Here is a 16,319-nt window from a genome sequence, read left to right on the forward strand (position 1 = left end):
AGCCGCGTACCAGCGCCAGATCTTGGCCACTAGCTCTCGGAGCGCCTATCATTCCGCCTCGCCAGCTCACAATAAGCATTCCAGAGCGGTCTTAGAATGCCGCGAGCCGTCTTATCGTCGATTATATTGCCATACAGGCTTGTCGCTGCACGTCGAAATTCCGAAAATTGCTTATGAACCGGGTATTTGGAAAAGTCCTTTGGTTGCGACTCGGCGACACCCCAAAGGAGGCGTGCTCCATAGTAAGCAAGGAGATCATGCGTGCGTGGAGCGCCACCCTTATTCTTTTTCGAATCTGAGAACAACTCCACCTCATCAGATCTTTTTGTTGAATTCGGCACCGCCTTTTCAGGCAGCGCCGCCAGTATAATGTTTTCAAATCCCTCTGTATTTACAACCGCGGCAGGTTTTGAAATTACTGGCAACGGCAAAGCGTAATTTAACATAGCTTCAACTTCGCGCAAAGCGAACACAACCTGTCCGGACCTCTCAGCCTCACACCGATTCGCGCTGTCCGTCCGAATATTTGGCTCCGACCCGCGCAAGACAATACGCGCTGTGACCTGAAAATCTTCTTCTGCTTCTATTAAAGCGTCAATGAGCAATTCGTCGAACGCCGATGGACAGATTTCGAAAATCGCCCCTTGTTTTGTCTGTATGTAGACGGGCAGGCGCCCATAGACCGGATTGGAACCTCGAATAGCTTCATGGACGATCTTTTTTGCATTATCGGAAATATAGGAAATAAAATTTTCATCATTGCCGCACCTGGCTTGCCGCCCCTGAATCGACGCTAGCCGCACCTCGACATCATCCGTTTCAGTCACGGAAGTCGTGCTCAGATTGGCTACTCGACGCTGCCACTCACCTGAGGTGCCAGCCTCCAGTTCGGCAAGCCGTTGCGAGACCATGAGCAGAGCCTGACTGAAAAAAATAAGTTTCGGCCGATGCTGGATATTGCTGGCAGGCATTTTCACGCTTCCTGCTTCGTCTTTACAAGCTGCTCTATGTGCATAGCCCAAAGCGTGAGCGCCGCCTGTTTTTCGGCTCTGTAGCTTGACCGATTATATATCCCGGCTACACCGGCTTTGTGGCCGGACACGTGGTTTAGCACTGCCTCAACAACGTGCGGCAACACGCCCAGATCTGCCATCCGCGTTGCAACGGTTCGCCGTAGATCATGCAACCGCCATGACACCAGCGTGTGCGGCGCCTCCAGATCTTTCTCCCGAACCGTCCTTATTCGCTCATCAAGTCGCGCCTTCGACTTGCTGAAACCCGAAAACGGCCCCTCACCCTCGCCGAAAAGAAAATCACGGCCTGTGCGTTTGCTGGCGGCCGATACGATAGATAAAGCAGGTGCCGACAAGGGAATCTCGTGCGGGCGGTGATTTTTCGTCCTCTCGGGTGGAAGCCTCCAAAGCGCAGTAGGCAAGTCGATCTCGGTGTGGCGCATTTCAGCTACCTCGTCCCGCCGTTGCCCAGTCAGGATCAGCAACCGAACAATCCGACCAAAATCGTCTTCGCGGCATGCACACCAGATGGCAACAAGCTCTTCGTCACTGAGGACACGATCCCGCCGGGTAGGCACGGTTGCTGTCCGCGTGTTCGTAACTGGGTTGGCGTTCGCCATGCCTTCAGCCATCGCCCAAACGAAGAAGGTGGATAGGATGGATCGCGCTCGATCGGCAGCATGAGGACCACACTCGCTAACAAGCTCTCGGTGGCGCACCGCCAAGTCCGCCCTGCTTATGGCGTTCAGCGGCCGGCAGTGCAGTGGCTGCCAATGGCATTTCAGGTGATGTCGCATATTACTGACGGTGGACGGCCGGCGCCCCTTCGCCTCCTTGTCGGCGATGTAGCGGTCCACCAAGCTGCCGAAGGTCAGGGCGGCTTGCGCGCGAGCCTCCCTCTTCGCCTTCGTTGGATCACCGCCCAGCGCGGCCTCGGCAATCTTCTCTTGAGCGGATCGGCGCGCGCTAGCGAGATCGATTGTGTCAGCGGAGCCGAGTGTATGGAGCTTCGACGCACCGCCGGAGCGGGGTGGACGTATCACCCAGGTCCGGTTTCCACTTGCGCGAAGGCGGATGCCAAAGCCGCGCAGTTCCGCATCCCAAACGATTCGCTCACCCTGCCCTGGCGCGAGCGCTAACGTGGCGAGCATCCCCTTCGTGAGCTTCACCACATTGTTGGCGGCGGCGCGTCTCGGCATAAACTCTCCCATCAACGGTCACGGGGTGCACCTGGGGTGCATCGGGAGTGCCATTTTCCGCGCCCCCTTGATCCCTTCCGATCGTAGCAATGATAAGCTATGCGCCTATCCGCCTGGGAGGTAAAAGTTTTCTTGCAGCCATGAACAGCTGCGGTCAGCTATGCTCCCTAGTAGCCCACTTTTCGTAATGAGGGGGTCGGGGGTTCGAATCCCTCTTGCGGCACCACCATCCTCCTCAAAATCCGGTCCTGCAGGGGGTGGAAGCGCGACGCTTCGGCCTCCCGATCAAGCACGCATTCGCGCCGAGGAAGCATCAGGGGGTCGGGTCTCATCCGAGCCGGCGAGCCGGGTCATGCCTCGTCGCGCGTGTGCACGAATGGCTGCGGCTTCGGCGCGTCCGTCCCTCCGAATCGAAGGGGCTGAGGCGGCATCGCTTGCGTGCTGCGGCCTGCCAGGGCGCGGGCTGCCTCGACCACCGCCTCGACGCGGACATGGTGGAGCATGTGTCCGACGCCCTCGAGGTTTTCGAACCGGGCGCCGGGGATCAGCCGGGCGGCCGTCCGGCCGTGAAGACGAGGGTTGACCACGAGGTCGGCGTCCCCCGCGATGATGTGGACCGCCGCGCGGCAGCCCGCGTAGGAGAACGCGCTGCGCGTGAGCCCTTGCCAGAGCGCAACCGCGTCCTCGCCGTTGGCGATCATGGCTTCCGGTCGCCGCGCCCAGCCGAACGGGAATTGCGCGGCGAACGCCTCGGGCATGGGCTGCGGCAGGAACATGGCACGCCAGAGCAGCGGCAGAAGCAAGGGGTCGACCGAAGCGGCGGCCCCCTGCGCCAGCGCGTCCCCCGAGACGGGAACGCTGCGCGGCCCGAACAGAACCTGCTCCAGCCGCAATTCCGGGAAGGCGATCGGCGCGAGCGCGAGAACGCCCGCAATCCGCTCGGGCCGGCCCATCCCCAGTGACAGCGCCACGGCGCCCCCGAACGAGTGCCCGACGACGACCGGTCGGCGCAAGCCGAGGGCGTCGATGGCGTCTCCCAGGATCTCGGCCTGCCGCCACGGCGAGGCGGCGGACAGGCGGCCCCGCGTGCTGGCGCCGTGCCCCGGACGGTCGACGGCGACCACATGGAAATGGCGCGCGAGCGCCTGCATCGGCCCGAGCCACATATCCTCGAGCGTCATCAGCGCCCCGTGGATCAGGACGAGGTCCGGCCCATCGCCTGCCTCGACGTAGGCGACGCGGTGGCCGCCGCCCGTGGTGACGAAGGCGCGCCCCAGAGGAAGCGCACGGCGCGACCGCGCCGTGCCCGGTGCCATCGCGGCTCGTGCGGCCTCCGGGGGAACAGGCTCCATGAAGATCCGATTCCCGATGTTCGTGAGGACGCGCAGACGGGTGCGCGCGCGTTATGCAACCAGTAGTACTCGCAGTGGTTGCAGACTGCGACGCATCGTCCCCGGTCGCCGGCTCAGGGCCCTGCGGTCGGTCTTTGCAGATCGGCCGGCATGGCCCTATCACGGCGCGCTCGCGGATCGATCCGGCTGCGCCGAGCCCAGCCACCGCCCCCTTCCAGCCCGGAGCCGCCACCGCGATGCGGGATGCAAACGCCATCGACTTCTGGCGGGGCCTCGCCCTCGTGACGATCTTCATCAATCACATCCCGGGCAACACGTTCGAGCGCTACACCTACTCGCAATACGGCATCTCGGACGCGGCCGAGCTGTTCGTGTTCCTGGCGGGATGGTCGATCGGCATCGCGACGCGCGGACGAGACGGCCGGCCCGAACCCGCGCTGCGCTCCGTGCTGCGGCTGATGTCCCGCACGATCGAGGTCTACCGGGCGCAGATCACCGTCATGGCCATCGCGCTCGCCATGATCGCCGGCACCGCGCTCCTCCTCGACAACCCGCTGATCCTCGAGTGGCACAATGCGGGGACCTTCTTCGCGGACCCGATCCAGACCATCGTCGGGGTGGTGCTTCTGAGCCATCAGCTCGGCTTCTTCAACATCCTGCCGCTCTACGTGGTGCTCCTCGGCATCGCGCCGGTCTTCATCCTCTTGGCACGGGTGAGCCGCATCGCGGCCCTCGCCCTGTCCGTGGGGCTCTATCTCACGAGCCTGGTCGAGGAGTGGAACCTGCCGTCCTGGCCGGGCGAGGGCGACTGGTTCTTCGATCCGCTCTGCTGGCAGCTTCTCCTCGTCCTCGGCTTCGTGCTGGAGGATTGGAACCGGCGCTCGGATACGCTCCGCCGCTGGGCGCGCCGGCTGATGCCGCTCGGCGTCGGGCTGGTCCTGCTCGGCATCGTGCTCTCGGTGCTCGAGCTTCGGCCGGACCCGCTGCTCGTTCCGGAGCCGCGCCTCATTTTCACCTTCGACAAGACCTACCTGTCGCCCGCGCGGCTCATCCATTTCCTCGGCGTGCTGCTCGCGTTCCAGGGCGTCTACGCCGTCCTGGCGCCGCGGATCGGTGGGATCGTGCGCTATCTGACGAGCCTCGGGAGGAACTCGCTTGCCGTGTTCTCCATGGGTTCGGTATTCAGTCTGGCCGGACAGCTCTTGCGGTTCTGGACGGGTGGTGGCCTCCTGATCGACCTGATCATCGTCGCGTTCGGACTGTTCGCACTGGGTTTTACCGCATGGTTCGTCGAGTGGCGTTCCCGCAAGCCGCGGATCCCGACGTGAGAGCCGCCCCGCCCGGCTGCCGGCCGCTCCTGCTCGCGCTGACCCTGCTTCTGGGCCTCGGCACCGCCCAGGCACAGGAGCCGGCGCCCGAGGCGGCCCGGCCGGCGCCGACGGTCGTCTCTCCCCCGACCGCGCCTCCGGCGCCCGCCGGCGAGAGCCTCGACCCGAGCCTGTCGCCCGAATGCCGCGTGCCCGGCTCGAAGCTCTACACGCTGGCGAAGCTTCACGCGGTCAAGACCGCGCTCAAGGAGAAGCGGCCGGTCCGCGTGCTCGCCGTCGGCTCGACCTCGGCCGGCCCCGGCGCCTCGGCGAGCTACCCCGTCAAGCTCGAGACGGCCTTGGAGCGCTCCCTGCCGGATGTCGACGTGGTGGTGGAGGCCCGCGGCCTGCAGGGCGAGATCGCCTCGGGCGCCGCCGAGCGGCTGCGCAGCATGGTGGCGGATGTCGAACCCGACCTCGTGATCTGGCAGGTCGGGACGCACGATGCGCTGGCCCGTGTCGAACTCGACGCCTTCGCCGACGCTCTCGACGAGACCGTGAAGTGGGTCAAGTCGCACGACATCGACGTCGTGCTGGTCGATCCCGTCTACACGGCGAGCCTCGCCGAGGACGAGTATTACCTCAGCATCGTGCGCAAGGTTCAGGAGGTCGCCGCCCGCGAGGGCGTGCCGCTGGTGCAGCGCTACGCCGCCATGCGCTTCCTCTCCGGCCGCGGCGACAAGGGCGAGGACCACATGCTGGGCCGCCAGTTCCGTCTCAACGATCTCGGTCTGCGCTGCATGGCCGAGCACGTGACCCGGGCGATCACCCTGTCCCTGCTCCAGCCCGATACGACGGGCACCGCCGGCCCCGTCCTCGGCAAGTCACTGTTGCCCTCGCCCCGGGACGGCGCGCACGGTCCACAGGTGAATCCGACCCCCGACGCCCATTGAGGCGGCCCGGGCGCCTCCCTTAACCGGACGGCAAGTGCGCCTCCCCTAAGCGGTCCTGTCGGGCCGGCCGCGCGCCGCCCTCACGCTGCTCGGGGAGCGGGCATGGCAGCGGGTTTCGCACACGATCCGGCCGATCGTCCGGCCGAGAAGGCCCGCGACGGACACGGGCTCGAAACGGCCTTCGGGCGGATCCGCGCCCTCCGGACCGGACCGGCGCGTGCGGCCGTCACCGTCTTCGCCATCCGCATCGCGGCGGCCGGGCTCGCCTACGTCGCGCAGGTGCTGATGGCCCGCCTGATGGGCGGCTCCGAGTACGGCATCTTCGCCACGGTCTGGGTCTGGATCGCGATTCTCGGGCATGCCTCGACGCTCGGCCTGTCGCAGGGCGCCTGCCGCTTCCTGCCGGGTAGCCGCGCGCGGGGAGCGCACGCCGAGACCCGCGGCTTCCTCATCGGCGGCGCCGCCGTGACTGCCCTCACGGGCCTCGCCGTCGCCGCGCTCGGCCTCGCTCTCGCCCTTGGCGGTCCCGCTCTGGCCGAGGCCTACCGATGGCCGGTCGTGCTGGCGGCCCTCGTCCTGCCGCTCTTCGCATTTCAGGATTTCTGCGAGGGCGTGGCGCGCAGCCACGACTGGGCCGTCCTTGCCATCGCCCCACCCTACCTGCTGCGCCAGGGGCTCGTGGTCGTCGCGATGCTCGGCGCGATCCTCTGCGGGGCGCCAGCCGAAGCCTCGGTGGCCCTCGCCTGCGCGCTCCTCGCCACCGGCCTTTCGGCAGCGATCCAGGCCGCCCTGCTCCTGCGCCGCCTCGCCGCGATCCTGCCGTCCGGGCCGCGGCTCTATCGCTGGCGGGTCTGGCTCGGCGCCGGCCTGCCGATCGCGGCGACCGACCTTGCCGGCGCGGCCTTCGGCTTCGTCGACGTCGTGGTCCTCGGCTTCCTCATGCCGGCCGCCGCGGTCGGCCTCTACTTCGCGGCGACCCGCATCCAGCAGCTCGTCCTCTTCGTGCACTTCGCCGCCTCGGCCGCGACGGCGCAACGTTTCAGCGCCACCCAGGCCGCGGGCGACCGGAACGGGCTCGCCGCCCTCGTCACCGCGCAGGCGCGTGCCACCTGCGCCGCCACATTCGTCATCGGGTCGGGCATCGTCGCGGCCGGTCCGCTGCTGCTGAGCCTGTTCGGCCCGGACTTCGCGGCGAGCCAGGCTCCGCTCGCGATCCTCGTCGCCGGCAGCGTCGCGGCGAGCCTGTTCGGGCCGGGCGAGGATCTGCTCACCATGCTCGGCGGCGAGCGGCTCTGCGCCGCGATCACAATCGGCCTCGTGGGCGTGGCGGCGCTGCTCTGCCTCGCGCTCGTTCCCTGGCTCGGCGTGAACGGCGCGGCGCTGGCGATGGCCGCCGCCAGCATCCTGCGCGCGGCCGCGCTCGCGCACAGCGCGCGGGCACTCCACGGTCTCGCGACGCCGGTCTGGTCGGGCCGCAGAGCACGGACGCCATCATGATTCCCCAGCCCCGGACCTGCGCCATCGCCGTCGGGATCTCGACCCTCGCCGAGCTCGAACGCTCCGGCGAGGCCTGGGACGATCTGCTGCGCCGCGCCGAGCAGCCGAACCCCCATCTCAGCCGGCACGCCCTCGCCGCGCATCGGGCGGCGGATCTCGCGGGCGGCTCGCTCCGGTTCGTCACGGCCTGGCGCGGGCACCGGCTCGAGGCCGCCCTGCCGTTCGAGCTGAGGCGCGACATCGTCGGCCTCGGCGGCCGCATGGCGCGCCCCTTCCTCTCGCCCCTCGTCACGGCGACCGCACCGCTCGTGACACCCGGAGACGGCGAGGCTGTCGCGGCCCTCGTCAACGGGCTCGCCGCCAACGGCGCGTGGCGCTGGCCGCTGTTGCCGACCGGCTCGCCGGCGGGATCCGCCCTGATGAGGGCCCTCGAATCCGCCGGCTGGTCGGTGGCCGCCGTCTCCGCCTTCGAGCGCCCCGTCCTCCAGCGGCGGGCGAGCTACGAGGCCTTCCTCGATGGGCACCCGCACCGCTCGCGCCTGAAGGATCTCCGCCGCCGCGAGAGGCGTCTGGCGGAACTCGGCGCCGTCGCCTTCACGACCGCCACCGAAGGCGCTGACCTGACGCGCGTGATCGAGGCCTTCCTCACCCTGGAGCAGGCCGGCTGGAAGGGGGACTCCGGGACGGCGATGGCCTGCCGCCCGGCGACGGACAGGCTCGCCCGCGCGCTCTTCTCGGGTTCGGACGGGCCGGTGCGCGCACGCGCGGATATCCTGAGCCTCGACGGGACGCCGATCGCGATCAGCCTCGCCCTCGTGGCGGGCGGCACGGCGACGCTCCTGAAAACGGCCTACGACGAGCGCCACCGGGCGCTCGCGCCGGGCCTGTTGCTGGAGGAGCGGATCGTGCGCGCGATCCACGAGACGGGCTTCGCGGAGCGGCTCGATTCGGCGACGCTGTCCGGCTCGGCCCTGGAGAGCCTCTACCGGGACCGGGAGACGGTCGCCGACATCATCGCCTTTCCGCCTGGAAGCGGCGGGCTCTCGCTTGAGCGCCGCCTGCGCCTTGCCCGCCTGGAGGAGGCCGCCCGCGCCGAGGCGAAGCGGCTCCTCAGGCGCTGAAACCTCAGGCCACCCTGCGCGGCACGAGGCGCTCGCTGCCCAGCGCCTGCTCGGCACCGGAGAGCCCGGCCTCGGTGTACTCGGCATCCTCGTTGACGCGCCAGATGTCGTGGCGCCGCCGCCCTTCGATGATGTTCTCGACGGTCAGCATCGCCGTCATCATCGCGTGGTCCTGATTGTTGTACTTGTGCATGCCGTTGCGGCCGACGAGGTGGAGCGACGGGAAATCCCGCTCCAGCTCCATGCGCACCATCGCGACGTTCTGCCGATAATTGTCGTCGTAGACCGGATAGGCCTTCGGCTGCCGCACGACGCAGGCGTCGACGACGTCCTCGGGAGCGATCAGGCCGATCGTGCCGATCTCGCGTTTGGCGAGCGCGACGAGATCCGCGTCCGAGGCGTTCCAGAGACCGTCGCCCTCGAAGCAGAAATATTCGAGCCCGAGGCAGGTGTAGTCGGCATCGGGCACCATCTCCGGCGACCAGGAGCGGAAATTCTGCACGCGGCCGACCTGCACGGACGGGTCGTGGATATAGATCCAGTTGTCCGGGAATTCGCGCCGCGAGCGCGCGATCAGCGCCACGGTCAGGAAATCGCGGTATTGCAGGGCGCGGGCGTGGAAGGTGCTCATCGGCCGCGGCTTGATCGCCTCTACGAGCTCGCGCACCGGCGCCGACGAGATCAGGTTGCGCGCCGTGTAGGTCTCGCGGGATCCGTCGCCGCGCTGCACCGAGACCGTCCAGATCCCGGTCGCCGCATCGTAGCTCAGCCCGTCGACGCCGCGGTCGAGGAGGACCCGGCCTCCCTGCCGCGCGATCTTCGCGGCGGCCGCCTCCCACATCATGCCGGGGCCGCGGCGCGGGTAGCGGAAGGATTCGATGAGCGTCTTGATGACCGGCTCGCCGGGCTTCGCCTTGGCCTTCAGTCCGAGCGAGCGCACGAGCGCGTCGCGGATCGCCGCGCCGAGATCGAGCCCCTTGATCCGCTGCGCCGCCCAGTCGGCGGAGATCGCGTCGCAGGACATGCCCCACACCTTCTCGGTGTAGGTCTTGAAGAAGATCGAGAACAGCCGCTCGCCGAACTGGTTGCGCACCCAGTCGTGGAAGCTCTTCGGCTCCGGGATCGGCCGCGCCCGCGCGTAGAGATAGGAGGCGACGCAGGCCGCGCTCTGCAGGAGGCCGAGGTTCCTCAGCGCCTCGAAGGCCTTGAGCGGATAGGCGTAGTACTTGCCCCGGTAGTAGATCCGCGACAGGCGCGGGCGCTCGATGAAGTCGTCGGGCAGGATCTCGTCCCACAGATCGACCACCGCCTTCGCCTTCGAGAAGAACCGATGGCCGCCGATGTCGAACAAGTAGCCGTTGTGCGACACGGTGCGGCTGATGCCGCCGACCTGCTGCGGATCGCGTTCGAGGACCACCACGTCCCGCCCCTTCTTCGAGAGCAGGTAGCCGGCGGTGAGGCCCGCGGGACCGGCGCCGATGATCAGCGTCTCGGTGTGATAGCTCATTCCCTGCTCCGGCATCCGGGCCGCACGGCTCAGCGCCGGCACGGCGCAGTTGCAGCGCGAACCTTGCAGCCCGGATGGTTAAGGAAGCTCTGAAGCGCCGGCACGCGATCGAAGTCCGGCAGGTTTGACCGCGGCTTAACCCGGTGGCCCTACGCTCGCCCGGATTGTCGAGGGACGGGTGATGGGAACGATCAGGACTCGCGCGGCGAGCGAACCATGCTGAGCACCGCAGCGTCTCACCCGGGCGCCACGCGCGCGACGAGCCTCAGCCCGGCGCTGCTGCTCTGGCTGCTCGTCGCGTTCTCGGTCGTGACCCTCGAATCACCCGGCGACATTCTCGCGACGATCGAGCACCTGCGCGTGCGGGACACCGACGACGCCATGCGCCTCGTCGCGGTGCGCGACCTCGTGGCCGGCCAGGGCTGGTTCGACAACACGCAGTACCGGTTCGTGCCGCCGGACGGGGTGGCGAGCCATTGGTCGCGCCTCGTCGACGCGCCGATGGCGCTGCTCGTGCTCGGGCTCACGCCCTTCGTGGGCAAGGGGCTGGCGCTCGGGCTCACCGCGGCGCTCTGGCCTCCGCTGCTGCTGCTCCTCTATGCCCTCGTGCTGTACAGGGGCGTCCGTGCCGCGTTCGGCGCGCAGACGGCCATCATCGCCGTCCTCGTGGCTCTGCACACGCTCGGTCTCACCCTGCAATTCTCGCCCGGGCGCGTCGACCACCACAACGTCCAGCTCGTCGCGATGCTCGGCCTCGCGCTCTGCGTCGCGCGGGGGGGGCTGCGCGCGGGGCTCGCAGGCGGCGCGATCACCGCGCTCTCCCTGGCGGTCGGGCTCGAGTCGCTGCCCTTCATCGGCGCCGCCGCCCTGTTCCTGATCTTCGATTGGGTGCTGCGCGGGCGCCTCCCCGCCTTCCTCGGCTTCGGCCTCGGGCTCGGGCTCGCCGCACCGCTCCTGTTCGGGCTCCAGACCGCACCCCGGCTCTGGGCGGTTTCCGCCTGCGACGCGCTCTCGCCGCCCTGGCTCTGGCTCGCCGTGGGCGGGGGGGGCACCGCCCTCGCCTGCGCCGGCCTGCACCGCCGCCTCGCGACGCCAGTCTGGCGGCTCACCGCCGTGGCAGTTCCGGGGCTCCTCCTGATCGCCGGCTTCGTCAGCCTGTTCCCGGCCTGCCTGGACGGTCCCTTCACCGGCATGCCGGAGCTCGTGCGCGAGAAGTGGCTCTACACGGTCAACGAGATGACCTCGCTCCGGGGCTTCATCGTGAAGGGCCGCTGGGAGAGCTTCGCCTTCTACCCCTCGCTCCTGCTGGCCTGCCTCGTCGCGACGGTGGAGGCGCTGCGCGGCGCGCCGGAGCATCGGCGCCTGTTCGGTGTCGCGGCCCTCCTCCTCTGGCCCGGCCTCATCCTCGGCTGCGTCCAGTTCCGGGGGACCTACATTCCCATGGGCATCCTCCCCTTGGCGGCCGCGCCCGTGATCGCGCGCGCGATCGCGCGCGTTGGGCAGCTGACAGTCCCGGCGGGGCAGCGCGCCGGCCTCGCGGCGCTCGCCCTCGGCCTCGTCAGCTCCGTCTGGACGCTGCCGCTCTACGTCGCCGCCCTGATCCGCCCGAGCCCCATCGCGGCGCAGGCGGAGAACAACCTGCGCTGCCTCACGCCGGAGGCGGTGGCGCCGCTCGCCCAGGTGCCGAGCGGGACGATGCTCGCCCTGATCCGGATGGGTCCGGCGATCCTCCTCCACACCCCGCACGCGATCGTGGCCGCCCCCTATCACCGGGCGACCTCGGGGCTGCTGGCCGGGATCGAGGGGCTCGGAGGGGACGAGGGCGACCTGTGGCGCCATGTCGAGGCACGCGGGATCACCTACGTCGTGGCCTGCCCCGGGCAGCCGGCCCCCGACACCGGCCCCGAGACGGCCTTCGCGACGCGGCTCGCCGAGGGAACGGCGGCGGCGTCCTGGCTCGAGCCCGTGGACGTGCCCGGAACCTTTCTGAAGGTCTGGCGGGTCCGCTGATCGTTACCGGACGATGCGGTCGAGGCGGTTGTTGACGAAGAAGTACAATTCCTTCGCGCCGGGCTCGTTGTAGAGCACCTGGACCTCGCGCCCCGACCGTCCCTCGCCGACGAGCACGTCCGTCGGCGTCTTGCCCTTCAGGCGCACGAGATCGCACTCGCCGATGCCGGGCTCGATGGCGGCCGCCGCCGTGGGAGCCGGGCCCGTGCACTGCCCGTCCGGACCGAGCACGGGGCCGCTATAGGTCGGTGCAGCAGGCGCCGCGGCCACGGGCGGGCTCGCGGCAGGCGGGGCTGCGGGCGCGGCGCGCTCGGTGCTCTGGCAGCCGGCGAGCGCGGCCGCGACGAGGAGGAGCGGCAGGCGTCTCGGTCGGCTCACGGCATATCCTTGTGCGTCTCGGCTGCGGGTCTCGCCCCTTGCGGCTGCGGCGCGCTCGCCCGCGCCCGGAGGGCGGCGGCGTAGAGATCCGCGACGTCCTGCCGGAAGGCGGCGCGCGCGTCGGGACGCGAGTAGAACATGTGCCCGCCGGGATAGACCGCGAGGCTGAGCCGCTTCTCGCTGCCGTAGCTCGGCATCTGGTCGATGATCAGCTTGGAGGTGAAGTAGGGCGTCACGAGGTCCGTGAAGCCGTGGGCGACGAGGACGCGCAGATTGCCGTCGAGGGCGAGCACCCCGCGCAGCGCCCCCACGGCCTCCGGCGCGCTGCGGCCCCCGCCCCAGCTCCAGCCGCGATTGACCGCGCCGTTGAGGAGTTCGTAGCGCATGTTGGGCACGCGCCAGTTGAGCCGCTTGGCGTAGAGCTCGATCATCGCGCTCGTCAGCGGCGCCTGGATCGCGGTGAGGAGCGGATCCTCGAAGCCCGAATGCGGGGCGTTCGGCTCCGGGTCCCAGCCGGTCACGCCGGTGTCGTAGGCGCTGGCGACGCGGCCGCCCGCCCGGTCGATCTCCCGCTGCACGCTGTGCGAGGTCAGGCGACCGGCCTGCGCGCGCACGAAGCCGACATCGAGGCCGGTCAGCCCCGCGACCCTGTCCGACAGCCGCGCCACCGCCACGGCGTCGGCCGGGCCTTTCAAGAGGTCGGCGAGATAGGCGCCGGTCGCGTAGCTCTCGGCGTCCGCGAGCTGGGTGCGCGTCGGAACGGTGCCGCGCCGCTCCAGGGCCGCCGCCGCGAAGGACGGCAGGCGCGTGACGTGCCCCCAGGGATTGGTGCGCGGCGGCTGCAGCCAGCCGAAATCGAGGACCGGCGAGAGCAGCACCATGCCGGACAGCCCGATCCCGACATCTTCCTGCAGCTTCGCGGCGATGAGCGGCCCGCGGAAGCCGCCATAGCTCTCGCCGACGAAGAATTTCGGTGCCCCCGTGCGGTCGTTGATGCGCAGGTATCGGGCGATCGCCGCCGCCAGCACCGAGGCGTCGGACTCGATGCTCCAATACTTCTTGGCGTCCCCATCCGCCGCGCGGCTGTAGCCGGTGCCCACGGGGTCGATGAAGACGAGGTCGGTGAAGTCGAGCCAGGTCCCGTCGTTCGGGACGAGGCCAACGCCCTGGGAGGGGCTGATGCTCGCTCCGTCCGCGGGCAGCCGCCAGGGGCCGATCGCGCCGATGTTGAGATAGGCGGAGGCCGCCCCGGGACCGCCGTTGAGGGCGAAGGTGACGGGGCGCTCCGCCTCGCCCTCGCGGGCCGGGCGGGTATAGGCGACGTAGGCGATCTCGGCCTGGAGCTTGCCCGCCTCGTCGACCAGCGGCAGGCTGCCCGCGACGGCGGTGAAGGCGAGGCTGCGCCCGTCCGGCAGGGTGACGCTGTGCTCGGTGGTCGAATCGGGCGGCAACTTGCGCCCTTCCGGACCGCGCTGCTCGGCCTGCCGCTGCGGTGCCGCCCCGGGCGGCCCGCCCTGCGCGAGCAGCGGATTGGGCCCGGCGAGGACGAGGGCCAAAGCGGCGGCCCAGGCTGCGAAGCGCGTCATGGCGTTCCTCCGGTGCCGCGGCGGCCCGCGGTCGCGTGTCTCGATCGGGTTCGGGGCCTCAGGCCTTCTTCTGCCAGCGGCCGCTCTCGTCCTGCTGCCAGTAGGCGACCGCGTGGCCGCCCTCCTTGGCCTGCTTCCATTGCTCGCGGGCGCGCAGCAGCGCATCCTGGTCGGTGCCGTCGAACAGGATGCAGATCCGCTCGTAGCTGCCCGCATCCGGGGGAAGCTCGGCGCCCTCGACGAGGAAACGGATCGAGGCGGCGTTCGGATTGGTGTCGCGCAGCGTCAGGATCACGGGCTGGCTCGCCGCATCCGTGTCGCAGTCCGTGGCATGGGGCAGGAAGCTGTCGTCGCTGAAGGTCCAGAGTTGGTCGTCGAGGGCCTGAAGGCGCTCCTCGCTGGCGGCCTGGACGGCGGCCCGCCACTTCCGCTCCAGCGAGCGCTCGAGCAGGTTCGGCAGCACCTTCTCGAGGGGCTGGCGCTGCATGTGGTAGAACAGGATCTCGGTCACGACGCAGAGATTTAGGCTGCGGCGCCCCGAATCCCAACCGGAGCCGGCCCCGGCCGCGACGACGCAGCGTCGCAGGGTTGCTCAGACCAGCCGGCTCTGCTCGATCGCCGCGGCGATGAAGCCCTTGAACAGCGGGTGCGGCTCGAAGGGCCGAGACTTCAATTCCGGGTGGAACTGCACGCCGATGAACCAGGGATGGCCGACATGCTCGATCGTCTCGGGCAGGAGGCCGTCCGGCGAGGTGCCGGAGAAGCGCAGGCCCTTGGCCTCCAGGCATTCGCGGTAGGCCATGTTGACCTCGTAGCGATGCCGGTGCCGCTCCGAGATGTCCGTCGAGCCGTAGATCTGCGCGATCTTCGAATCGGGGTTCAGGTTCGCCCTGTAGGCGCCGAGGCGCATCGTGCCGCCGAGATTGCCCTCGGCCGCGCGCCGCTCCAGTTCGTTGCCGCGCAGCCACTCGGTGAGGAGGCCCACGACCGGCTCGGACGTCTCCCCGAACTCGGTGGAATTGGCATCCGCGATCCCGGCGAGCGAGCGCGCCGCCTCGATCACCGCCATCTGCATGCCGAAGCAGATGCCGAAATAGGGGATCTTGCGCTCGCGGGCGTAGCGGGCCGCCCGGATCTTGCCCTCCGCCCCGCGCTGGCCGAAGCCGCCGGGCACGAGGATGCCGTTGAGCCCTTCGAGGAAGGGTGCCGGATCCTCGCGCTCGAAGACCTCGGACTCGATCCATTCGAGGTTCACCCGGACCCGGTTGGCGATGCCGCCGTGGGTCAACGCCTCGGTGAGCGACTTGTAGGCGTCCTTCAGCCCCGTGTACTTGCCGACGATCGCGATCGAGACCTCGCCCTCGGGGTTCTTCACCCGCTCCGAGATGGTGCGCCACTTCTCGAGCTTCGGCTCGGTGTCCGCATCGATGCCGAAATGAGCGAGCACCTCCCGGTCGAGGCCCGCCTCGCGGTAGGAGAGCGGCACGTCGTAGATCGAATCCACGTCGCGGGCCTCGATCACGGACGTCTCGCGCACGTTGCAGAACAGGCCGAGCTTGCGCCGCTCGTCGGCCGGGATCGGCCGGTCGCAGCGGCAGAGCAGCATGTCCGGCTGGATACCGATCGAGCGCAGCTCCTTCACGGAATGCTGCGTCGGCTTCGTCTTCAACTCGCCGGCCGAGGGGATGTAGGGCAGGAGCGTCAGGTGCACGAAGGCGGTGGCGCCCCGGGGCAGTTCCTGGCCGAGCTGGCGGATCGCCTCGAAGAAGGGCAGGCCCTCGATGTCGCCCACCGTGCCGCCGATTTCGACGAGGACGAAGTCGAAGTCCTCGTTGCCGTCGAGGACGAACGCCTTGATGGCGTTGGTGACGTGGGGGATCACCTGGATCGTGGCGCCGAGATAGTCGCCGCGCCGCTCCTTGGTGATGATGTCGAGGTAGATCCGGCCCGTCGTGATGTTGTCGGCCCGGGTCGCGGGGACGCCCGTGAAGCGCTCGTAATGGCCGAGGTCGAGGTCGGTCTCGGCGCCGTCGTCGGTGACGAAGACCTCGCCGTGCTGCGTCGGGCTCATCGTGCCCGGATCGACGTTCAGGTAGGGATCGAGCTTGCGGAGCCGGACCTTGTAGCCCCGGGCCTGAAGGAGGGCCGCGAGCGCCGCCGAGGCGAGACCTTTTCCGAGCGAGGAAACCACGCCGCCGGTGATGAAAACGTACCGCGTCATGGGCCTCGGTCCTTAACGAATGCTCGGTGATTTGCCAAACCGCAAAATGCTCGCGCCGCGCGATCCTTGTGGAACGCGCAACGCAAGGTTACGGCCTTGAAGGGGAAGGGCAATTCGAAGCCGACGTCGGCGCGACCCGAGGGCCATGCGCCGGCGCCGGGGGGAGCGCCTGCCC

General features: G+C 69.0%; 13 protein-coding genes. 5 read left to right on the plus strand and 8 right to left on the minus strand.

Features of this window, described 5'->3' with window-relative positions; translation table 11 throughout:
• Positions 1-29: 29 nt before the first annotated feature.
• The 3 genes from J2X36_RS13425 to J2X36_RS13435 form a co-directional block, all read right to left on the minus strand.
• Positions 30-977 carry a hypothetical protein gene (locus tag J2X36_RS13425; protein WP_310350403.1) on the minus strand — a complete coding sequence of 316 codons (948 nt, stop codon included), beginning with the start codon at positions 975-977 and terminating at the stop codon, positions 30-32.
• The gene (locus J2X36_RS13430; RefSeq protein WP_310350406.1) at positions 974-2,212 is read right to left on the minus strand and encodes a tyrosine-type recombinase/integrase; all 1,239 of its coding nucleotides are present in this window, start codon (positions 2,210-2,212) and stop codon (positions 974-976) included. Before J2X36_RS13430 ends, J2X36_RS13425 begins: the two co-directional genes overlap by 4 nt.
• Positions 2,213-2,562: 350 nt before the next feature.
• On the minus strand, positions 2,563-3,528 hold the full coding sequence (locus J2X36_RS13435; protein ID WP_310350408.1) for an alpha/beta hydrolase: 966 nt from the start codon (positions 3,526-3,528) through the stop codon (positions 2,563-2,565).
• A 272-nt stretch (positions 3,529-3,800) separates the two neighbouring features.
• On the opposite strand from J2X36_RS13435, the gene J2X36_RS13440 reads away from it, so the two are divergent.
• The 4 genes from J2X36_RS13440 (at position 3,801) to J2X36_RS13455 (ending at position 8,442) form a co-directional block, all read left to right on the plus strand.
• Positions 3,801-4,892: an OpgC domain-containing protein gene (locus J2X36_RS13440; protein ID WP_310350411.1), complete on the plus strand. Its 1,092-nt coding sequence runs from the start codon at positions 3,801-3,803 to the stop codon at positions 4,890-4,892.
• Positions 4,859-5,824 (plus strand): SGNH/GDSL hydrolase family protein, encoded by a 966-nt coding sequence (locus tag J2X36_RS13445; RefSeq protein WP_405029788.1) that lies wholly within the window; start codon positions 4,859-4,861, stop codon positions 5,822-5,824. The genes J2X36_RS13440 and J2X36_RS13445 overlap by 34 nt, the downstream gene beginning before the upstream one ends.
• Before the next feature lie 102 nt (positions 5,825-5,926).
• A complete protein-coding gene (locus tag J2X36_RS13450) occupies positions 5,927-7,321 on the plus strand; it encodes an oligosaccharide flippase family protein (protein ID WP_310350413.1) in 1,395 nt (464 codons plus the stop codon).
• Positions 7,318-8,442: a GNAT family N-acetyltransferase gene (locus J2X36_RS13455; protein WP_310350417.1), complete on the plus strand. Its 1,125-nt coding sequence runs from the start codon at positions 7,318-7,320 to the stop codon at positions 8,440-8,442. Before J2X36_RS13450 ends, J2X36_RS13455 begins: the two co-directional genes overlap by 4 nt.
• Before the next feature lie 4 nt (positions 8,443-8,446).
• Here the strand turns inward: J2X36_RS13455 and J2X36_RS13460 are convergent, their stop codons facing one another.
• The gene (locus tag J2X36_RS13460; RefSeq protein ID WP_310350418.1) at positions 8,447-9,949 is read right to left on the minus strand and encodes an NAD(P)/FAD-dependent oxidoreductase; all 1,503 of its coding nucleotides are present in this window, start codon (positions 9,947-9,949) and stop codon (positions 8,447-8,449) included.
• 216 nt (positions 9,950-10,165) lie between these two features.
• On the opposite strand from J2X36_RS13460, the gene J2X36_RS13465 reads away from it, so the two are divergent.
• Positions 10,166-11,959: a hypothetical protein gene (locus J2X36_RS13465; RefSeq protein WP_310350419.1), complete on the plus strand. Its 1,794-nt coding sequence runs from the start codon at positions 10,166-10,168 to the stop codon at positions 11,957-11,959.
• Between the two features lie 3 nt (positions 11,960-11,962).
• Here the strand turns inward: J2X36_RS13465 and J2X36_RS13470 are convergent, their stop codons facing one another.
• The 4 genes from J2X36_RS13470 to J2X36_RS13485 all read right to left on the minus strand — a co-directional run bounded on the left by J2X36_RS13470 (position 11,963) and on the right by J2X36_RS13485 (position 16,144).
• The gene (locus tag J2X36_RS13470) at positions 11,963-12,337 is read right to left on the minus strand and encodes a hypothetical protein (protein WP_132257381.1); all 375 of its coding nucleotides are present in this window, start codon (positions 12,335-12,337) and stop codon (positions 11,963-11,965) included.
• Positions 12,334-13,923 carry a S10 family serine carboxypeptidase-like protein gene (locus tag J2X36_RS13475; RefSeq protein WP_310350422.1) on the minus strand — a complete coding sequence of 530 codons (1,590 nt, stop codon included), beginning with the start codon at positions 13,921-13,923 and terminating at the stop codon, positions 12,334-12,336. The genes J2X36_RS13470 and J2X36_RS13475 overlap by 4 nt, the downstream gene beginning before the upstream one ends.
• Positions 13,924-13,981: 58 nt before the next feature.
• Positions 13,982-14,434, minus strand: coding sequence for a DNA polymerase III subunit chi (locus tag J2X36_RS13480; RefSeq protein ID WP_310350423.1), 453 nt, complete (start codon positions 14,432-14,434; stop codon positions 13,982-13,984).
• 81 nt (positions 14,435-14,515) lie between these two features.
• Positions 14,516-16,144 (minus strand): CTP synthase, encoded by a 1,629-nt coding sequence (locus J2X36_RS13485; RefSeq protein WP_310350425.1) that lies wholly within the window; start codon positions 16,142-16,144, stop codon positions 14,516-14,518.
• Between the last annotated feature and the right edge of the window lie 175 nt (positions 16,145-16,319).

The organism is Methylobacterium sp. BE186 (assembly GCF_031457035.1).
In the GTDB taxonomy this organism is placed as follows: Bacteria; Pseudomonadota; Alphaproteobacteria; order Rhizobiales; family Beijerinckiaceae; genus Methylobacterium; species Methylobacterium segetis.

Coding starts and splice junctions, on each gene's coding strand:
- J2X36_RS13430 (WP_310350406.1), bottom strand. CDS start 2,212: ATGCCGAGACGCGCCGCCGCCAACAATGTGGTGAAGCTCACGAAGGGG.
- J2X36_RS13435 (WP_310350408.1), bottom strand. CDS start 3,528: ATGGCACCGGGCACGGCGCGGTCGCGCCGTGCGCTTCCTCTGGGGCGC.
- J2X36_RS13440 (WP_310350411.1), top strand. CDS start 3,801: ATGCGGGATGCAAACGCCATCGACTTCTGGCGGGGCCTCGCCCTCGTG.
- J2X36_RS13450 (WP_310350413.1), top strand. CDS start 5,927: ATGGCAGCGGGTTTCGCACACGATCCGGCCGATCGTCCGGCCGAGAAG.
- J2X36_RS13455 (WP_310350417.1), top strand. CDS start 7,318: ATGATTCCCCAGCCCCGGACCTGCGCCATCGCCGTCGGGATCTCGACC.
- J2X36_RS13460 (WP_310350418.1), bottom strand. CDS start 9,949: ATGAGCTATCACACCGAGACGCTGATCATCGGCGCCGGTCCCGCGGGC.
- J2X36_RS13465 (WP_310350419.1), top strand. CDS start 10,166: ATGCTGAGCACCGCAGCGTCTCACCCGGGCGCCACGCGCGCGACGAGC.
- J2X36_RS13475 (WP_310350422.1), bottom strand. CDS start 13,923: ATGACGCGCTTCGCAGCCTGGGCCGCCGCTTTGGCCCTCGTCCTCGCC.
- J2X36_RS13485 (WP_310350425.1), bottom strand. CDS start 16,144: ATGACGCGGTACGTTTTCATCACCGGCGGCGTGGTTTCCTCGCTCGGA.